This is a genomic window from Knoellia altitudinis (assembly GCF_042666355.1).
In the GTDB taxonomy this organism is placed as follows: Bacteria; Actinomycetota; Actinomycetes; order Actinomycetales; family Dermatophilaceae; genus Knoellia; species Knoellia altitudinis.
Genome location: NZ_JBHTDK010000001.1, coordinates 1042041 through 1055570, shown reverse-complemented (window position 1 = coordinate 1055570; position 13530 = coordinate 1042041). Strand labels below are relative to the sequence as shown.

Below are 13530 nucleotides of genomic sequence, written 5' to 3'. Positions count from 1 at the left end.
CGGGGGGCGTTGCTGTTTCCGGCAGCTGGTCGGGCGCTCGAGACGAGCACCTCGTGGCGGTGCGACCACCTGCTTCTGGTCGTCTCGTCAAGAGCTGGACGGGTCGCTCTCACCGAGGCCCGGCCAAACCCACCAGGGGTCAACGGGCGTGCCACATCTGCTTGGCCTGGGCGATCTCGGCTCGGATGGCCGCCATGATCGCGTCGGTGACCTCGCGAGCGGCGGCTTCATCGCTTCGCCCGGCCCACGGCGACAGGTCGACTGGAGCGCCGACCGAGAGGCACGCGGTGTGCCGGTGCCAGATGTGTCCGTTGCCCTGCTTGGGACCCCACGTCCCGACGGGGATGACCGGTGCCTCGGGATGCCGCAGAGCCAGCCGGGCGGCACCGGTGCGCGCCGGACCGGGCATCTGGTCGGGCTCGGTCGTGAGGCGGCCCTCGGGATAGAGCGCGACGAGCTGCCCCTGGTCGAGCCGTTCGGAAGCGCTCTCCAGCGCGTCGGCCGCCGAAGCCGAACCCCGCGCCACCGGGATCTGGCCGGTCGCCCGCGCCAGCGCACCGACTCCCGGCCACCCGAAGACCTCCTGCATCGCGAGGAAGTGGGGGAAGCGCCGGTGTCCGATCGCCACGCGCGCGACGGCGAGCGGGTCGGTCATCGTGAGGTGGTTGGCGACGAGGATGACCGGTCCGGTGCGGGGGACCGAGCCCATCGTCCGGAACCGCACGCGGTGCGCCGCCTTGGCCGCGACCCACACGAGCGCGAAGCCAGCGGCGTTCCTCACGTGCTCTCGGGGCGTGGTCATGACAGGCGGGCGAGGAAGCGGTCGGTGTCCACGATGACCCGGGTGATCTCGCCGGTGGCGACGACCTTCCCATCGGAGTGCCGGGCGCTCACCCTGAACCGGTGCAGTCGACCATCGGCGTATGCCGGGTCGGCAGTGACGATGACCGTCGCACCGACCGCGGAGGCGGCGCTGTGCTGCAGATCGACCCGGGTGCCGACGCTGGTCTGCCGCTCTCGGGTCAGCGGCTCCAGGGACGCACAGGTCGCGGCCTCGCACCACGCGAGCAGTCGCGGGGTCCCGAGGACGAGCAGGCTGCCGGACCCGAGCGCGACAGCGGTGTCGGCCTCGGTCACGGTGAAGGTCAGCTCCACCGGGGTGGCTGGGGCAGGTGCGGTCATCGCCCCAGTCTCGCAGGGCCTCGCATCTCGTCCTCGAGCTCGTCCAGGGTCAGCAGCACGAGTGCGGCCGTCCAGAGGAGCGGCGCCGGCCCGGCCGGGTTGCCGGACCTGTTCACCTTCTCGGGCAGCGACCCCCAAGCAGTCCGGTGGTCGTCGAGCCAGTCCAACCAGTGCTCTGCGGCCTCCTCATGTCCAGCTGCGGCGGCGGTGTAGGCGACGAGCGCCGTCTCCGGCGTCCACGACGTCCCGTCGTTGCGCCATCCCGCACCTGGTGCGAGTCCGCCGGAGGAGCGCAGGGCGGCCTTCTGGTAGCCCAGCCACCGCTGCGTCACCCGTGGGTCGGACGGGCCGAACGGAGGCATGAGCATCGCCACCGCAGCATCGAGCCCGCCATGGTCCCCGAACCTCTCCAGCTCGGGTCCCATCTCCGAATGCACCTGTGCCGCAAGGCGTTTGGCCATGTCCCCAGCAAGGGCCCGCTCAGGTGTGGTCCCGGACCGGGCAACGCCGTGCAGGCCCGCGAGCATGGGCGCGACCGTGCCGAGGGACGTCTCCGTCACGGGCAGCTCCCAGTAGTCAGGTGACGGGGGCGGCAGCTGCCATCCGCTCCACGTGAGTCGCATGATGTTGGACAGGCACTTGGACCGGAGCCCGGCCGTCGACGTCGGCAGCGAGGAGGCTGACACCGAGCCCAGCGCCCACAGCACCCAACCGCACCCGTCCGACTGCGGGCCGCGAGGGTCGGTGGTCACCCGCTCTCCGTTGAGCAGGTAGCGCGCGTCAAAGCCCGCATCGGCGTCGAACGGCAGCCCGGCCATCACGTCCACGAGGTGACGCGCCTCCACGTGATGGCCCGTGCGGTCCAGTGCGACGGCAAGGAAGGCTCCGTCGCGTGGCCAGAAGTATCCCCAGTAGCCGGCGGCGCCCGCAGCCGGCGCTCCGCCCGCACGCTGGCCACTCGCCATCATCTGCCGGATGTCGATGAGGGCCCACTGGGCCATCGACTCCCACCGGGTTCCCGCACCAGGCACCTCGCCCTGCTCGAACCACTCGTGGGATGCCGTCGCGGCCGCGGCGCCATCGGGGTCGCGATCAGCGGTCCGGAACGCCGGACCGGTCGCGAGCTGTGGTTCAGCCCCGCTCTGCTCACTGCTCGCCCGGGTCCCGCACGAGGTCACGAGGGCACAACACAGCGCCAGCACCGCGCAGCGCAGGCCACCCCGCATCGATCCACCTCCTCGGCTGCGGTGAACCTACGCCGAACGCAACAGGATGTCTCGCGAACGCAGCGGGGCGGCATACCGACAACGCTCGGGTATGCCGCCCCGTCCGGTGCGCAGACTGCTCACCTACGCTCGGGTGATGGGACGTGAGATGCAGGTCAGCGACGCGGTGGTCATCCCCGGGGTCACGCCGGCCGAGGCGTACGCACAGGTGAGTGACCCGACGCAGATGGCTCGCTGGAGCCCGGAGAACACGGGAGCCAGGGTCGAGCGCGGGACCGCCGGCAGCCTCACGGTGGGAGACGTCTTCGTCGGCGCCAACAAGCGCGGTGGCACCCGGTGGCAGACGCGCTGCAGGGTGGTGGCTGCCGACCCGGGCGAGAGGTTCGCGTTCGACGTCGTCGGCTGGGGTCCGAGGTCACCACTGCTCAGGGTCGCCATCGCTCGCTGGGAGTACACCTTCGAGGCGGTGGGCGACGGCACCAAGGTCACCGAGACGTGGCGTGACGCCCGGCGCCGGTGGCCCGACGGGCTCGCCAACGCGGTCGACAGCAGGCTCACCGGCGGCCGGACGTTCGCGAGCTTCCAGGAGCGCAACATCGCCAGGACGCTGGCCGCCCTGCGCGACGACCTCGGTCGGCTCCCCAGCCAGTCGTGAGCCTCAGCTGACGTAGGCCACCTTGCGCCACGTCAGGACGGGCTCGTCCTCGTCACGGCCGACGGTGACGTCGAGCCAGTTCGTGTTGTTGCCTGAGCCGTCCACGGTCACCCGGTCGAGCGAGCTCGTGCCACGGACGCCATAGAGCGACAGCCACTTCGAGCCGGCCGCCAGTGGCTGGTCCTCGTTGTAGACGTGGCTGTCGCCGTTGAAGAGGTAGGTCTCGCCGGCGTAGGCGTTCGACTCGTCGATGAGCAGCTGCACGAGGGGCTTGAAGGCCGAGACGTCGGCGTAGGTCGGTGACCAGGTCGGGTCGAACATGTCTGCCTGGAGGAAGATCGCGACCGCACGGTCCTGACGGCGTCGCGCATCCGCGAAGGCCTCGCGCACCGTCGACAGCGCACTCTCCATCCGAGCCGCCTGCTCGGCGAGCTGCGCGGCGTTCGGCGCCGTCGCACCCGTCCACGGGGCCGTTCCGTCGTTGCTCCCGACGACGTGCACTGCCGCCATGGACACCCGGTCCTCGCGCCACTGGACGTTCTCCGGATAGCCAGCCGCGGTGTCGGCAGAGACCTTGCGGGTCGTCTCGCCGAGAGTCCGTCCCGGGGTGGGATAGAACGTGTCGCGCACGAACTCGAGCCGCTCCAGCGGGTTGTAGCCGCCGTTGTTGGCGCGGTGGCAGTCGGTCCACTCGTTGTCGCCCGGCGTGAAGATCAACGGGCTCTCGACGGTGTCGAAGACGGTGCGGATGCCGGTGATGTAGGCGTCGCTGCAGGCGGTCGAGCCGTTCTTGATGTCACCGACGTGGACGGTGAACTCGGGGTCGGCGGCGTTGATCTCCTGGATCCAACCCGGGAAGCGCCCGATCTGCTCCGGGCCGTAGGGCACGTCGCCGATGACGGCGAAATGGTTCTTCTTCGCCGGTGCCGGGTCGGCAGAGGCCATGCCCGTCGGGGCGACGACGCCGGCAGCGAGCGCGACAACGGTGGCGGGCAGGACGGCATACGCAAAGGGCTTCACGGTGGTTCTCCTCAGAGATGGAGGTCAGGTACCCCACTCAAGCGAAGTCCGGTGAACGCACCGGGCCGTGCGGATGAACCCTTGGACCGCAGACGTGTGGGGTGCCGGAAAGGAGGCGTGCACAGCAGCTGATCTAGGCTCGCTCCGTGCCAGAGCTCAACGCGTTCGGTCAGTCCGTGGGGGATGTCGTGCCCGGCTGGGAGGCTCGGCCCGCGCCCGCACCGGTCACCCTCGAGGGTCGCCACGTGCGGATCGTGCCGCTGGACTCGGTGCACTATGCGGACCTGTTCGAGGCGGTGTGCGGTCCGGAGGACGACGCGCTGTGGACCTACCGTCCGATCGCGAAGCCGACGTCCCTCGCGGGCCTGTGGATGCACCTGGCCGGAATCCTGGACTCGCCGAACCTCACCTACACGCTCGTTCCGCTCGAGGGAGAGCGCGCCGGCCGACCCAGCGGGATCGCGTCGTTCTACCGGATCGACCCGCAGACCGGACAGGTGGAGGTGGCCGGGGTGCTCTATGGCCGGACCCTGCAGCGGACGCGGGCGGCGACCGAGGCGGTCCACCTGCTCATGCGCCATGCCTTCGACGACCTCGGCTATCGCCGCTTCGAGTGGAAGTGCGACAGCCTCAACGAGCCGTCACGACGTGCCGCGGCGCGCCTGGGCTTCACCTATGAGGGGCGGTTCCGCAACCACATGGTCACGCAGGGCCGCAACCGCGACACCGACTGGTTCTCGGTCACCGACGGCGAGTGGCCGCAGGTCCGGGCCGCCCACGAGGCATGGCTCGACCCGGACAACTTCGACGACGAGGGCCGGCAGCGCACGTCGCTGTCGTCCACGAGGTAGGTCGGAAACGTCTCACCTCGCCTGACCGAGGCGATCAAGCGAGGTGAGAGAAACCCACTTCAGGCGGGAAAGGTGTGGCCGGGCCTCAGTGGTCGGGGGAGTCGCTGAGGGGCCTCTCCTTGGTGGCGAGCTCATCCTTGGCCTTGGCTCTCGCCGCAGCGTGCTCCTCCTCGGTGCGCGCAGCGGACGCTGCGTGGGCCTCATCGTCGTGACCCTCCGGCATCCGCCACCGCGCCGTGGACATGCCAGCGTCCCTGGCGCGATCGATCGCCTCGGAGATGGTGCGCTCGGCGTCCTCGCGGCCGGCCCAGTGCGCGCCCTCGACCGACTTGCCCGGCTCGAGGTCCTTGTAGGTCTCGAAGAAGTGCTGGATCTCGAGGCGGTCGAACTCGCTGATGTCCTCCAGCTCCTTGATGTGCGCCTTGCGCGGATCGCCCGCCGGGATGCACAGGATCTTGTCGTCACCACCGGCCTCGTCGCGCATGTGGAACATGCCGATCGGACGGACGCTGACGAGACAACCGGGGAACGTGGGCTCGTCGAGGAGGACCAACGCGTCCAGCGGGTCGCTGTCCTCGCCGAGGGTGTCCTCGATGTAGCCGTAGTCCGACGGGTAGGCCATCGACGTGAAGAGCATCCGGTCGAGACGGATGCGCCCGGTCTCGTGATCCACCTCGTACTTGTTGCGGTGTCCCTTGGGGATCTCGATGGTGACGTCGAACTCCACGGTGGTGGCCTTCTTTCGGATGGGTACGGATGACCTACGCTCGGAGATCATTGTCCCGCATGATTCGGGCACTGCAGGAGAAGGGGTCGGATGCGACGGGCGGTTGTGGCGGGGGTCACCTGTCTCCTCGTCGGCGGGGTCGGATACGCCGCGGCAGACGTCGTCGACCTGGCGCCCGGCGTCCTGACCCACGACGGCGCTTCGATCGACCCGCCGACCCCCACGGGCTCGGCGTCAGCGTCGCCGAGCTGGGTCCCACTGCCGGCCGCAGCAGGCTCCGGTCCAAGCCCTGACGGCACCTCTACCCCCACTCCCTCGGCCGCCGGCACACCCCCGACGACGGCGGGACTCACCAAGGCCCTCGGGGCGCTCGCGAAGGACCCGTGGCTGGGTCCCAGCGTGGGGATCAGTGTCCGTGACGGTCTCACGGGCACCGAGCTGTATGCCGTGGATCCCGCGACCCCGCGAGCGCCGGCCTCGACGACGAAGATCCTGAGCGCCTTCGCTGCCGTGAGGTCCCTCGACCTCGACGCCCGCATGTCCACCCGGGTGGTCACCGGCGGCACGCCGGGCGAGATCGTGCTCGTGGCCGGCGGCGACACGATGATCGGCGACGGGCCGTCGAACCCTGACGTGGTCCCCGGACATGCGGGCCTGGCGACTCTCGCCGACGAGGTGGCGGCCTCCTTGAGGAGCCGTGGGGCCGGGCCCGTGACGCTGCGCGTCGATGCGACGTATGCCGCCGGACCCCGCCTCCCTGCGAAGTGGAAGGCCATCGATGTCCGCGACGGCTTCACCCAGGGGGTCGCGATGCTGGGCCGCGCCTCGCAACGGCCACGCATCGGCACCCCGTCGGTCGCGGTCGCCGAGGACTCGGTCGCGGCGTCGCTGGGCGCCCTCCTGAACAAGCGTGGCGTGAGCACGACGGTGACACCGATCCGCGGCCACGGCACACCGGCTCCGGCCGCGGCTCAGGAGCTGGGGTCGGTCGAGTCCGCGACCTACCGCGAGGTCCTCGACCTGGCCCTGACCGTCAGTGACGACGCCCTCACCGAGAACCTCGTGCGCCAGGCGATGGTCAGTGTCGGTCAGTCGCCGGCCGCGCTCCTGGCCCCGCCGAACTTCGTGCGTTCGACCCTCGCGGCCGCGGGTGTGACCACGGCGGGCATGGCCACCCTCGACACCAGCGGTCTCGCCTACGGGCAGTTCGTGAGCGCCTCGACGATCAGCGAGGTGCTCGCCCTCGCGACGTCGGGGCGCGAGCCGGACCTGCAGGCCGCCGTCGCCAAGCTGCCGGTGGCCGGGCTGACCGGAACCCTCTCCAAGCGCTACCAGAGCTCGACGACGAAGTCCGTGGCCGGCATACCGAGAGCCAAGACCGGCACCCTGACCGGCATCTCGAGCCTGGCCGGGACGACCGTGACCGCCGACGGACGCCTGCTCACGTTCACGATCCTCGCCGACCGTGTGCCACCCTCATCGGGAACGCTCGGAGCACGCGCGGCGTTGGATCGGTTCGTCACCGCACTGACCCTCTGCGGCTGTCGCTGAGGTCGGGTCGTCACTGAGGAGAGCACGTGAGCAACAGCTATGTCGACTGGGAGTTCGCCAAGACCACCGGGCGGACCCTCGTCGCAGCGGGACCGAGCGTGTCGTCGGACGAGGCCGCCGCCGAGGTGGAGGCCATCAGGGCTGCCGCCCGACGGGCCCACGGACCCGTGGCCGAGACCTCCCGACTCTCGACGCCCGACGGTGCCCCCGAGGCCCTGGTGATCGACCGGCCGACGTGGATCGCGATGAACGCCGACTCGATGGGCGCGATGCTCAACCCGGCGTTCGAGCAGATCGTCAAGCAGCGCAACGCTCCCTCCGGAGTCGGCGCCGCCATCGGCGGCAAGGTCACCGGCGCCGAGGCGGGGGCGCTGCTCGCGTTCATGTCGAGCAAGGTCCTGGGTCAGTACGACCTGGCACCTGGCGGCACCCCGGCGCTGCTGCTCGTCGCCCCGAACCTCGTCCAGGTCCAGCGAGAGCTCGACGTCGACGCCGAGGACTTCCGCGCCTGGGTGTGCATGCACGAGGAGACGCACCGCGTGCAGTTCACGGCCGTGCCGTGGCTGCGCGAGCACATGATCGAGCAGGCGCGGAAGCTCGCCACCGACATGGCGCCCGACCAGGAGCGCATCCAGGAGCTGACGAGGCGCATCACCGAGAAGCTCCCCGAACTCTTCAGCAACGGATCCGGTGGCATCACCGACCTCGTGACGACCCCCGAGCAGCGCGCCAAGCTCGCCGAGCTCACCGCCGTCATGTCGCTCCTCGAGGGCCACGCGGACGTCGTCATGGACGACGTGGGGCCTGCCCACATCCCCACGGTCGCGCAGATCCGGGCCAAGTTCACCGAGCGTCGCAAGGGGGCCGGCGCCGTCGACAAGATGCTCCGACGGCTGTTGGGGCTCGAGGCCAAGATGCGGCAGTACAAAGACGGCGCGGCGTTCGTGCGCGGCGTCCACGAGCGCGTCGGTGTCGACGGCTTCAACGCCGTCTGGACCTCTCCCGAGACCCTGCCCAAGCCGCTCGAGATCACCGATCCGGCCGCCTGGGTCACGCGCGTCCACGGCTGAGCGCGTGTCCGGTCCGCACCCGTCGACGGCGAAGATCCGGTATGCCGTCCGGGCGGCTCTCGCAGACCTCTCACCCGAGTCGCTGGTACTGGTGGCGTGCAGCGGGGGAGGGGACTCGATGGCGCTCGCGGAGGCCGTGACACACGAGGCCCGGCACGGGTCGTGGAGCGCGGGTGCTGTCGTCGTCGACCACGGGCTGCAGCCCGACTCGGCTCACGTTGCGCAGCAGGCGGCACAGCGTTGCCGAGACCTCGGACTCGACCCCGTCGTCGTGGAGCGAGCTGTGACGTCCGACAGCGGTTCCGGGCTCGAGGCCGCTGCCAGAGAGGCCAGGTATGCCGCCTTGTCCAGATCGGCGGACCACCTCGGTGCCGCTGTGGTCCTGCTCGGTCACACCCTCGACGACCAGGCCGAGCAGGTTCTCCTCGGCCTCGTCCGTGGGTCAGGCGCGCGTTCTCTGGCTGGGATGGCGGCCACTCGAGGTCGCTATCGGCGGCCGCTGCTGGGTGTGACCCGGGCCGAGTGTCGCGAGTCCTGCTTCGCCGAGGGGGTTCAGTGGTGGGACGACCCGATGAACGAGGACCCGTCCTTCACGCGGGTGCGAGCGCGCCGGGCCGTCGCCGACCTCGAGGTTGACCTGGGGCCGGGAATCGTTGCGGCACTGGGGCGTTCGGCCGATCAGCTGCGAGACGACGCCGACGTCCTCGACGCCCTGGCCGACGACGCGGTGTCGGCGCTGGGGACCGGTCCGTGGGACGTCGTCGATCTCGAGGCGCTGGCCCGGGGCGTGCGGACCCGCGTGTGGCGAAGGCTTCTCGTCGCGGCCGGTGCGCCGGCCGGGCAGGTGAGCACCCGGCATACCGAGTCGTGTGATGCGTTGATCACCCACTGGCGCGGACAGGGGCCGGTCCATGCCCCTGGGTCGGTCCGCGTTCTCCGGCGTGACGGATACGTCGTGGCACAGGCGGACTCGCCGGCTCGGGGTGACGCTCATGGTTAGCTATCGCATCACCGAGGCCGACCTGACCACGGCCACGTTCGGGATCTCGGTCCTCAGCGAGACGACACTGTCGCTGCGGGCGGTGTGGCGCCCCGACGTCTACCCGCACATGGCCCCATGGCGTCGGCCCATCGAGCCCCGACTCGCGGGCCTCGACCTCGAGGTGCTGCTCGCGCTCGTCGCACCGGACTACTCGACCCCGGAGTTCCTCAACCCGCGGCCCGTGACGCCGTCGACGAACTTCGACGACGAGCTGTCGACGGTGTCACGGTTGCCCGCGAGAGTCGTCGACCGGGACCTCGACGACCTCTATCCGTCGGGACGGCCCTCAGCTCTCGTCGGTCCGGCCGCGCGCGTGCTCGAGCGGATCGTGCGTGCGCTCGAGGAGTACTGGCAGAGCTGCGTCAGGCCGTGGTGGTCGCCGATGCACGCCAACCTCTCGGGCGACATCACGATGCGGGCCGTGACCAGCGCCCGGGTCGGTCTGCGACCGATGCTCGACGACCTGAGCCCGGCACTGCGGTTCGGAGACGGGGAGATCCACGCCTGGAACCCCAGCGGTCCGCACTTCGACGCGGATGCCCGCGGTCGGGGGCTCGTCTTCGTGCCGACGCACTTCACGCCGCATGCGTCCTACCCGTTCAACGCCGATGCGCCGCCCTACATCCTGTATCCCGCGCTGGGCCGAGGTCGTCTCGACCTTCCGGCGCCGGCGCCACAGCGAGCGGTGCAGCTGCTCGGCACCACCCGGGCGACGCTGCTGATGAACCTGCGTGAACCGATGTCGAGCACCACGGTCGCCGCCCGGAGACGGATCAGCGTGTCTGCGGCCAACCAGCAGCTGCGGTGGCTGCGGGACGTGGGGCTCGTGACCACGATCCGCGACGGCCGGTCGGTGCTGTACCTGCGGACCTCGGCGGCGGAGGCCGTCCTCGGGGACCTGGCCCCAACGGCGACGCATCCGGCCCCCAGGACGTCGACCTGAGCCCCCCCTGCCCTCAGGTCGACGTCGGGCGCCACGGCGCACGGGCGCCATGGCGTGAACAGCATCGACGGCCGATGCGGGATGGCCAAACGATGAAGCCTCTGACTTCACCGTTTGCGTCAGGGTGCAGCAGGGTTGCCGTTCGTGCGGGTCGAGGGGCTCCCGTTCGCGACGGGGGCCTCAGCCCGGGACCAGGGGGTGGATCGCCACGTCGCCGGACAGGGCGCCTTCGGCGGCGGCAAACGCCGCAGCGACGTGAGGGGCCTGCATGTGCGCGTCGAGGGCTGCCTGGTCGGTCCAGCGCTCGACGGTGACGAACACCCCGGGCGACGCGGCCGACTCGAAGAGGTCGTAGGCAGGGCACCCGGACTCCTCACGGGTGGCCTCGGCGAGCTGGGTGAGCGCGCCGCGCAGGGCCTCGACGTGCTCGGCCTTGACGGGGATGGTGGCGACGACGTTCAGCTCGCTCATGGGATCGCCTCTCGTGGATGGGTCCCGAGTCCGGGTGTGTTTGCACAGTACGGGTGGCCGGGTGTCCGGACGGCCCACTCGTCCTCCTGACGCTGTCAGGCGGCGAGGACAGCGGCGACGACGCAGCCCAGGGCACCGAGCAGCCTGAGCCTGTCGACGAGCAGGAGCCGGCGTACCAGCAGGGCGTCGTGACCGTGGCCGAGCCGACTGTGCAATGGCGCCGCGGCCGCCGCCGTGAGCGCCATGCACACTCCCGCTCCCGCGGCGGCAGCGAGGTTTGCGGGGACGGCGGGCTCGGACCACAGCGACGCGAGCACGGCGACGAGTAGTCCGGCGTACACCAGCACGACAGCGGGTGTGATCCGCCGGGAGTGCGCGTCATGAGCCCGCGACCACTGGTCGGGCGAGACGTCGGCAAGGGCCGGGTAGACGACGAGGGTCACCGTCAGCTGGAAGCCCAGGTGCGCGCCCGCGGCCAGGACGAGCCAGGGTGCGGACCCTCCGCTCATCGAGGCGGTTCGCCGAAAGCGGCTGCAGGGAGGTCGTGCTCGCGGTCGGCCAGCGCATCGACGATCCTGCGGGCCACGTCATCGGGCCGGTGTCCCGGCGGAAGCGCCGGCGCCGACCCGCTCAGCGGACGACTCGCCAGGCCGGTCTCCGTGTGCGGTGGGCGGATGTCGTGGACGTCGACCTTCGCCCGCCTCAGCTCGGTGCGCAGCGCCGTGGCGACGGCGCTCGTCGCGGCCTTGCTCGCCGAGTAGGCGACCATGCCGGGGAGCGGGCGCTCGGCCACGACCGCACTGACCTGTGCCACGAAGCCCTGTGACTCGATGAGCGTGGGCAGGAGCCGCCGCAGCAGGACGAGGGGACCGACGACGTTGGTGAGGAACAGCTCCTCGAGCACCGCGTCGGGGGTCTCGACGAGCGGCCCGAAGGCGACGACACCTGCGGCGTTGACGAAGCCGTCGAGGCCGCCGAGGTGCTCGCGAGCCGCCTCCAGGACCTTGTCACCGGCCGCCGCGTCACCGACATCGGTGATGACCACGGTGGGCATGCCCCCGTCCGCGGCCGCCCGGAGACGGTCCGCGTCGCGACCGACGAGCAGAACCTTGGACCCGCGCACGGAGAGCTCACGGGCGATGAGCGATCCGAGGGCGCCACTGCCACCGAGAACGGCCACTCGGGCCCCGGAGAGATCTCGTGCTGCCATGACCCGACGATAGAGGGGTCGATGCACGGAGGGGGTCCCCGCCTGTCCATGATGCCCGCCTGTCCGGTTGACTAGGACGCGACCGACCGGGATTGACCCAGGACCGACGACACAACCAGGGAGAGCATCGTGGACGCTGCCCACATGGGGGCCGACCTCGAGCGGGTCCTCGTCACCGAGGACGAGATCCAGGCCAAGCTCGCCGAGCTGGCCGAGGAGATCGCGCAGGAGTACGCCGGCAAGGATCTGCTCCTTGTCGGAGTCCTCAAGGGGGCGGTGATGGTGATGGCCGACCTCCTGCGAGCCCTGCCGATGACGGCTCCGGTCGACTGGATGGCGGTCTCCTCCTACGGCTCGGGCACCAAGAGCAGCGGCGTCGTCCGGATCCTCAAGGACCTGGACGCCGACATCTCCGGCAAGCACGTCCTCATCGTCGAGGACATCGTCGACTCGGGACTGACGCTCTCGTGGATCAGGGCCAACCTCGAGTCCCGCCGACCGGCCTCCGTCGAGATCGTCACCCTGCTGCGCAAGCCCGAGGCGGCCAAGGTCGAGGTCGACGTCAAGTGGGTCGGGTTCGACATCCCCAACGAGTTCGTCGTCGGCTACGGCCTCGACTACGACGAGCAGTACCGCGGCCTCCGGCAGGTCGGCACGCTCGCCCCGCACGTCTACAGCTGACCCACAAGGGGCTCGCCATGGCCACCGACCTCGTCGTCCCGCTCGCTGATGGTGTGTGGCGCATCCGGCTGCTGCGCGACTACATCAACGGCTTCATCTTCCGTGACGACGACGGGCAGGTGACCCTCGTCGACATGGGACTTGCGTCCCACGGACCCAAGGTCATCGCCGCCCTCGACGCCATCGGCTCCGGCGCCAGCGACGTCACCCGCCTCCTGCTCACGCACGCGCACCCCGACCACGCCGGCGGTGCTGCCCATGTTGCGCGTGAGACGGGCAAGGCCTTCGGAATCCATGAGGACGACGCCGCCTTCGCCCGCAGTGGCCACTCGCCGCCGCGCGACGGCTCGCTACGGATCGGTGCCCTCGCCAACCGGGTCATGGGCGGACGACAGGCCTTCGAGCCGGTCGAGGTCGGCGAGACCTTCGTCGACGGGCAGGTCGTCCCCGTGGCCGGAGGTCTCGAGGTGGTCCACACGCCCGGGCACTCACCCGGTCACGCGGCATACCTCCACCGCGACAGCGGGGTCCTCATCACGGGCGACTCGATCTTCAACGTGCGGGGACTGCGGTGGCCGATCAAGGCGTTCTGCACGAACTTCGTCATGACCATGCAGACGGCGGAGCGCCTCACGACGCTCGACTACACGACCGCCGCGTTCACCCACGGCGCGGAGCTGCGCGACAACCCCCGGGCCGCGATCGGTGACTTCCTCGCCCGCAACCGGACCTGAGGTCGCAGACCTCGCGGAACACGCGGCATACGCCGGTCGTTGTCCCGGTCGGACGCGCCCCGTGGAGCCAGGCTCCAGACGGGTAGCGTGTGCACCCAGACCTGTGCCGCCTGAGCGCGCACGGAGATTTCGCTGATCAGGAGGACGTGGGGCCACCGGCCCCATTC

General features: G+C 70.6%; 16 protein-coding genes. 8 read left to right on the top strand and 8 right to left on the bottom strand.

The annotated features are described in order from the left end of the window. Positions 1-139: 139 nt before the first annotated feature. The 3 genes from ACFQW8_RS05005 to ACFQW8_RS04995 are packed head-to-tail and all read right to left on the bottom strand — an operon-like array spanning position 140 to position 2360. Complete coding sequence (locus ACFQW8_RS05005; protein ID WP_380085861.1) at positions 140-802, bottom strand: lysophospholipid acyltransferase family protein; 663 nt, start codon at positions 800-802, stop codon at positions 140-142. Beyond that, a complete protein-coding gene (locus tag ACFQW8_RS05000) occupies positions 799-1182 on the bottom strand; it encodes a thioesterase family protein (protein WP_380085860.1) in 384 nt (127 codons plus the stop codon). Before ACFQW8_RS05000 ends, ACFQW8_RS05005 begins: the two co-directional genes overlap by 4 nt. Then, positions 1179-2360 carry a glycoside hydrolase family 15 gene (locus ACFQW8_RS04995; protein ID WP_380085859.1) on the bottom strand — a complete coding sequence of 394 codons (1182 nt, stop codon included), beginning with the start codon at positions 2358-2360 and terminating at the stop codon, positions 1179-1181. Before ACFQW8_RS04995 ends, ACFQW8_RS05000 begins: the two co-directional genes overlap by 4 nt. A gap of 94 nt (positions 2361-2454) precedes the next feature. Here ACFQW8_RS04995 and ACFQW8_RS04990 point away from each other — a divergent pair, with 94 nt between their 5' ends. Next, positions 2455-3063: an SRPBCC family protein gene (locus ACFQW8_RS04990; RefSeq protein WP_380085858.1), complete on the top strand. Its 609-nt coding sequence runs from the start codon at positions 2455-2457 to the stop codon at positions 3061-3063. Between the two features lie 3 nt (positions 3064-3066). Here ACFQW8_RS04990 and ACFQW8_RS04985 read toward each other — a convergent pair whose 3' ends face one another. Continuing rightward, on the bottom strand, positions 3067-4083 hold the full coding sequence (locus ACFQW8_RS04985; protein ID WP_380085856.1) for a hypothetical protein: 1017 nt from the start codon (positions 4081-4083) through the stop codon (positions 3067-3069). A gap of 146 nt (positions 4084-4229) precedes the next feature. Here ACFQW8_RS04985 and ACFQW8_RS04980 point away from each other — a divergent pair, with 146 nt between their 5' ends. Beyond that, on the top strand, positions 4230-4934 hold the full coding sequence (locus ACFQW8_RS04980) for a GNAT family N-acetyltransferase (protein ID WP_380085855.1): 705 nt from the start codon (positions 4230-4232) through the stop codon (positions 4932-4934). An 85-nt stretch (positions 4935-5019) separates the two neighbouring features. Here ACFQW8_RS04980 and ACFQW8_RS04975 read toward each other — a convergent pair whose 3' ends face one another. Continuing rightward, positions 5020-5661, bottom strand: a complete 642-nt coding sequence (locus ACFQW8_RS04975; RefSeq protein WP_380085854.1) for an inorganic diphosphatase — start codon at positions 5659-5661, stop codon at positions 5020-5022. 90 nt (positions 5662-5751) lie between these two features. Here ACFQW8_RS04975 and ACFQW8_RS04970 point away from each other — a divergent pair, with 90 nt between their 5' ends. The 4 genes from ACFQW8_RS04970 to ACFQW8_RS04955 are packed head-to-tail and all read left to right on the top strand — an operon-like array spanning position 5752 to position 10267. Then, complete coding sequence (locus tag ACFQW8_RS04970) at positions 5752-7212, top strand: D-alanyl-D-alanine carboxypeptidase/D-alanyl-D-alanine-endopeptidase (RefSeq protein WP_380085853.1); 1461 nt, start codon at positions 5752-5754, stop codon at positions 7210-7212. A 26-nt stretch (positions 7213-7238) separates the two neighbouring features. After that, positions 7239-8282 carry a zinc-dependent metalloprotease gene (locus tag ACFQW8_RS04965; protein WP_380085852.1) on the top strand — a complete coding sequence of 348 codons (1044 nt, stop codon included), beginning with the start codon at positions 7239-7241 and terminating at the stop codon, positions 8280-8282. A gap of 4 nt (positions 8283-8286) precedes the next feature. After that, entirely contained in the window at positions 8287-9282 is a 996-nt protein-coding gene (gene tilS / locus ACFQW8_RS04960; protein WP_380085851.1) for a tRNA lysidine(34) synthetase TilS, read from the top strand. Next, positions 9275-10267, top strand: a complete 993-nt coding sequence (locus tag ACFQW8_RS04955; RefSeq protein WP_380085850.1) for an ArsR/SmtB family transcription factor — start codon at positions 9275-9277, stop codon at positions 10265-10267. Before tilS ends, ACFQW8_RS04955 begins: the two co-directional genes overlap by 8 nt. 180 nt (positions 10268-10447) lie before the next feature. Here ACFQW8_RS04955 and ACFQW8_RS04950 read toward each other — a convergent pair whose 3' ends face one another. The 3 genes from ACFQW8_RS04950 to ACFQW8_RS04940 form a co-directional block, all read right to left on the bottom strand. Then, a complete protein-coding gene (locus ACFQW8_RS04950) occupies positions 10448-10738 on the bottom strand; it encodes a putative quinol monooxygenase (protein WP_380085849.1) in 291 nt (96 codons plus the stop codon). Between the two features lie 95 nt (positions 10739-10833). Continuing rightward, positions 10834-11247 carry a hypothetical protein gene (locus ACFQW8_RS04945; RefSeq protein WP_380085848.1) on the bottom strand — a complete coding sequence of 138 codons (414 nt, stop codon included), beginning with the start codon at positions 11245-11247 and terminating at the stop codon, positions 10834-10836. Continuing rightward, positions 11244-11948, bottom strand: a complete 705-nt coding sequence (locus ACFQW8_RS04940; RefSeq protein ID WP_380085847.1) for an SDR family NAD(P)-dependent oxidoreductase — start codon at positions 11946-11948, stop codon at positions 11244-11246. Before ACFQW8_RS04940 ends, ACFQW8_RS04945 begins: the two co-directional genes overlap by 4 nt. Positions 11949-12077: 129 nt before the next feature. Between ACFQW8_RS04940 and hpt the strand changes: the two genes are divergently transcribed. Both hpt and ACFQW8_RS04930 read left to right on the top strand, forming a co-directional pair. After that, positions 12078-12629 carry a hypoxanthine phosphoribosyltransferase gene (gene hpt, locus ACFQW8_RS04935; RefSeq protein ID WP_449274530.1) on the top strand — a complete coding sequence of 184 codons (552 nt, stop codon included), beginning with the start codon at positions 12078-12080 and terminating at the stop codon, positions 12627-12629. A gap of 17 nt (positions 12630-12646) precedes the next feature. Continuing rightward, the gene (locus tag ACFQW8_RS04930; protein WP_380085846.1) at positions 12647-13363 is read left to right on the top strand and encodes an MBL fold metallo-hydrolase; all 717 of its coding nucleotides are present in this window, start codon (positions 12647-12649) and stop codon (positions 13361-13363) included. The last annotated feature ends 167 nt before the right edge of the window (positions 13364-13530 follow it).

Coding starts and splice junctions, on each gene's coding strand:
- ACFQW8_RS04945 (WP_380085848.1), bottom strand. CDS start 11,247: ATGAGCGGAGGGTCCGCACCCTGGCTCGTCCTGGCCGCGGGCGCGCAC.
- ACFQW8_RS04990 (WP_380085858.1), top strand. CDS start 2,455: ATGTCTCGCGAACGCAGCGGGGCGGCATACCGACAACGCTCGGGTATG.
- ACFQW8_RS04955 (WP_380085850.1), top strand. CDS start 9,275: ATGGTTAGCTATCGCATCACCGAGGCCGACCTGACCACGGCCACGTTC.
- ACFQW8_RS04950 (WP_380085849.1), bottom strand. CDS start 10,738: ATGAGCGAGCTGAACGTCGTCGCCACCATCCCCGTCAAGGCCGAGCAC.
- ACFQW8_RS05000 (WP_380085860.1), bottom strand. CDS start 1,182: ATGACCGCACCTGCCCCAGCCACCCCGGTGGAGCTGACCTTCACCGTG.
- ACFQW8_RS04970 (WP_380085853.1), top strand. CDS start 5,752: ATGCGACGGGCGGTTGTGGCGGGGGTCACCTGTCTCCTCGTCGGCGGG.
- ACFQW8_RS05005 (WP_380085861.1), bottom strand. CDS start 802: ATGACCACGCCCCGAGAGCACGTGAGGAACGCCGCTGGCTTCGCGCTC.
- ACFQW8_RS04930 (WP_380085846.1), top strand. CDS start 12,647: ATGGCCACCGACCTCGTCGTCCCGCTCGCTGATGGTGTGTGGCGCATC.
- ACFQW8_RS04940 (WP_380085847.1), bottom strand. CDS start 11,948: ATGGCAGCACGAGATCTCTCCGGGGCCCGAGTGGCCGTTCTCGGTGGC.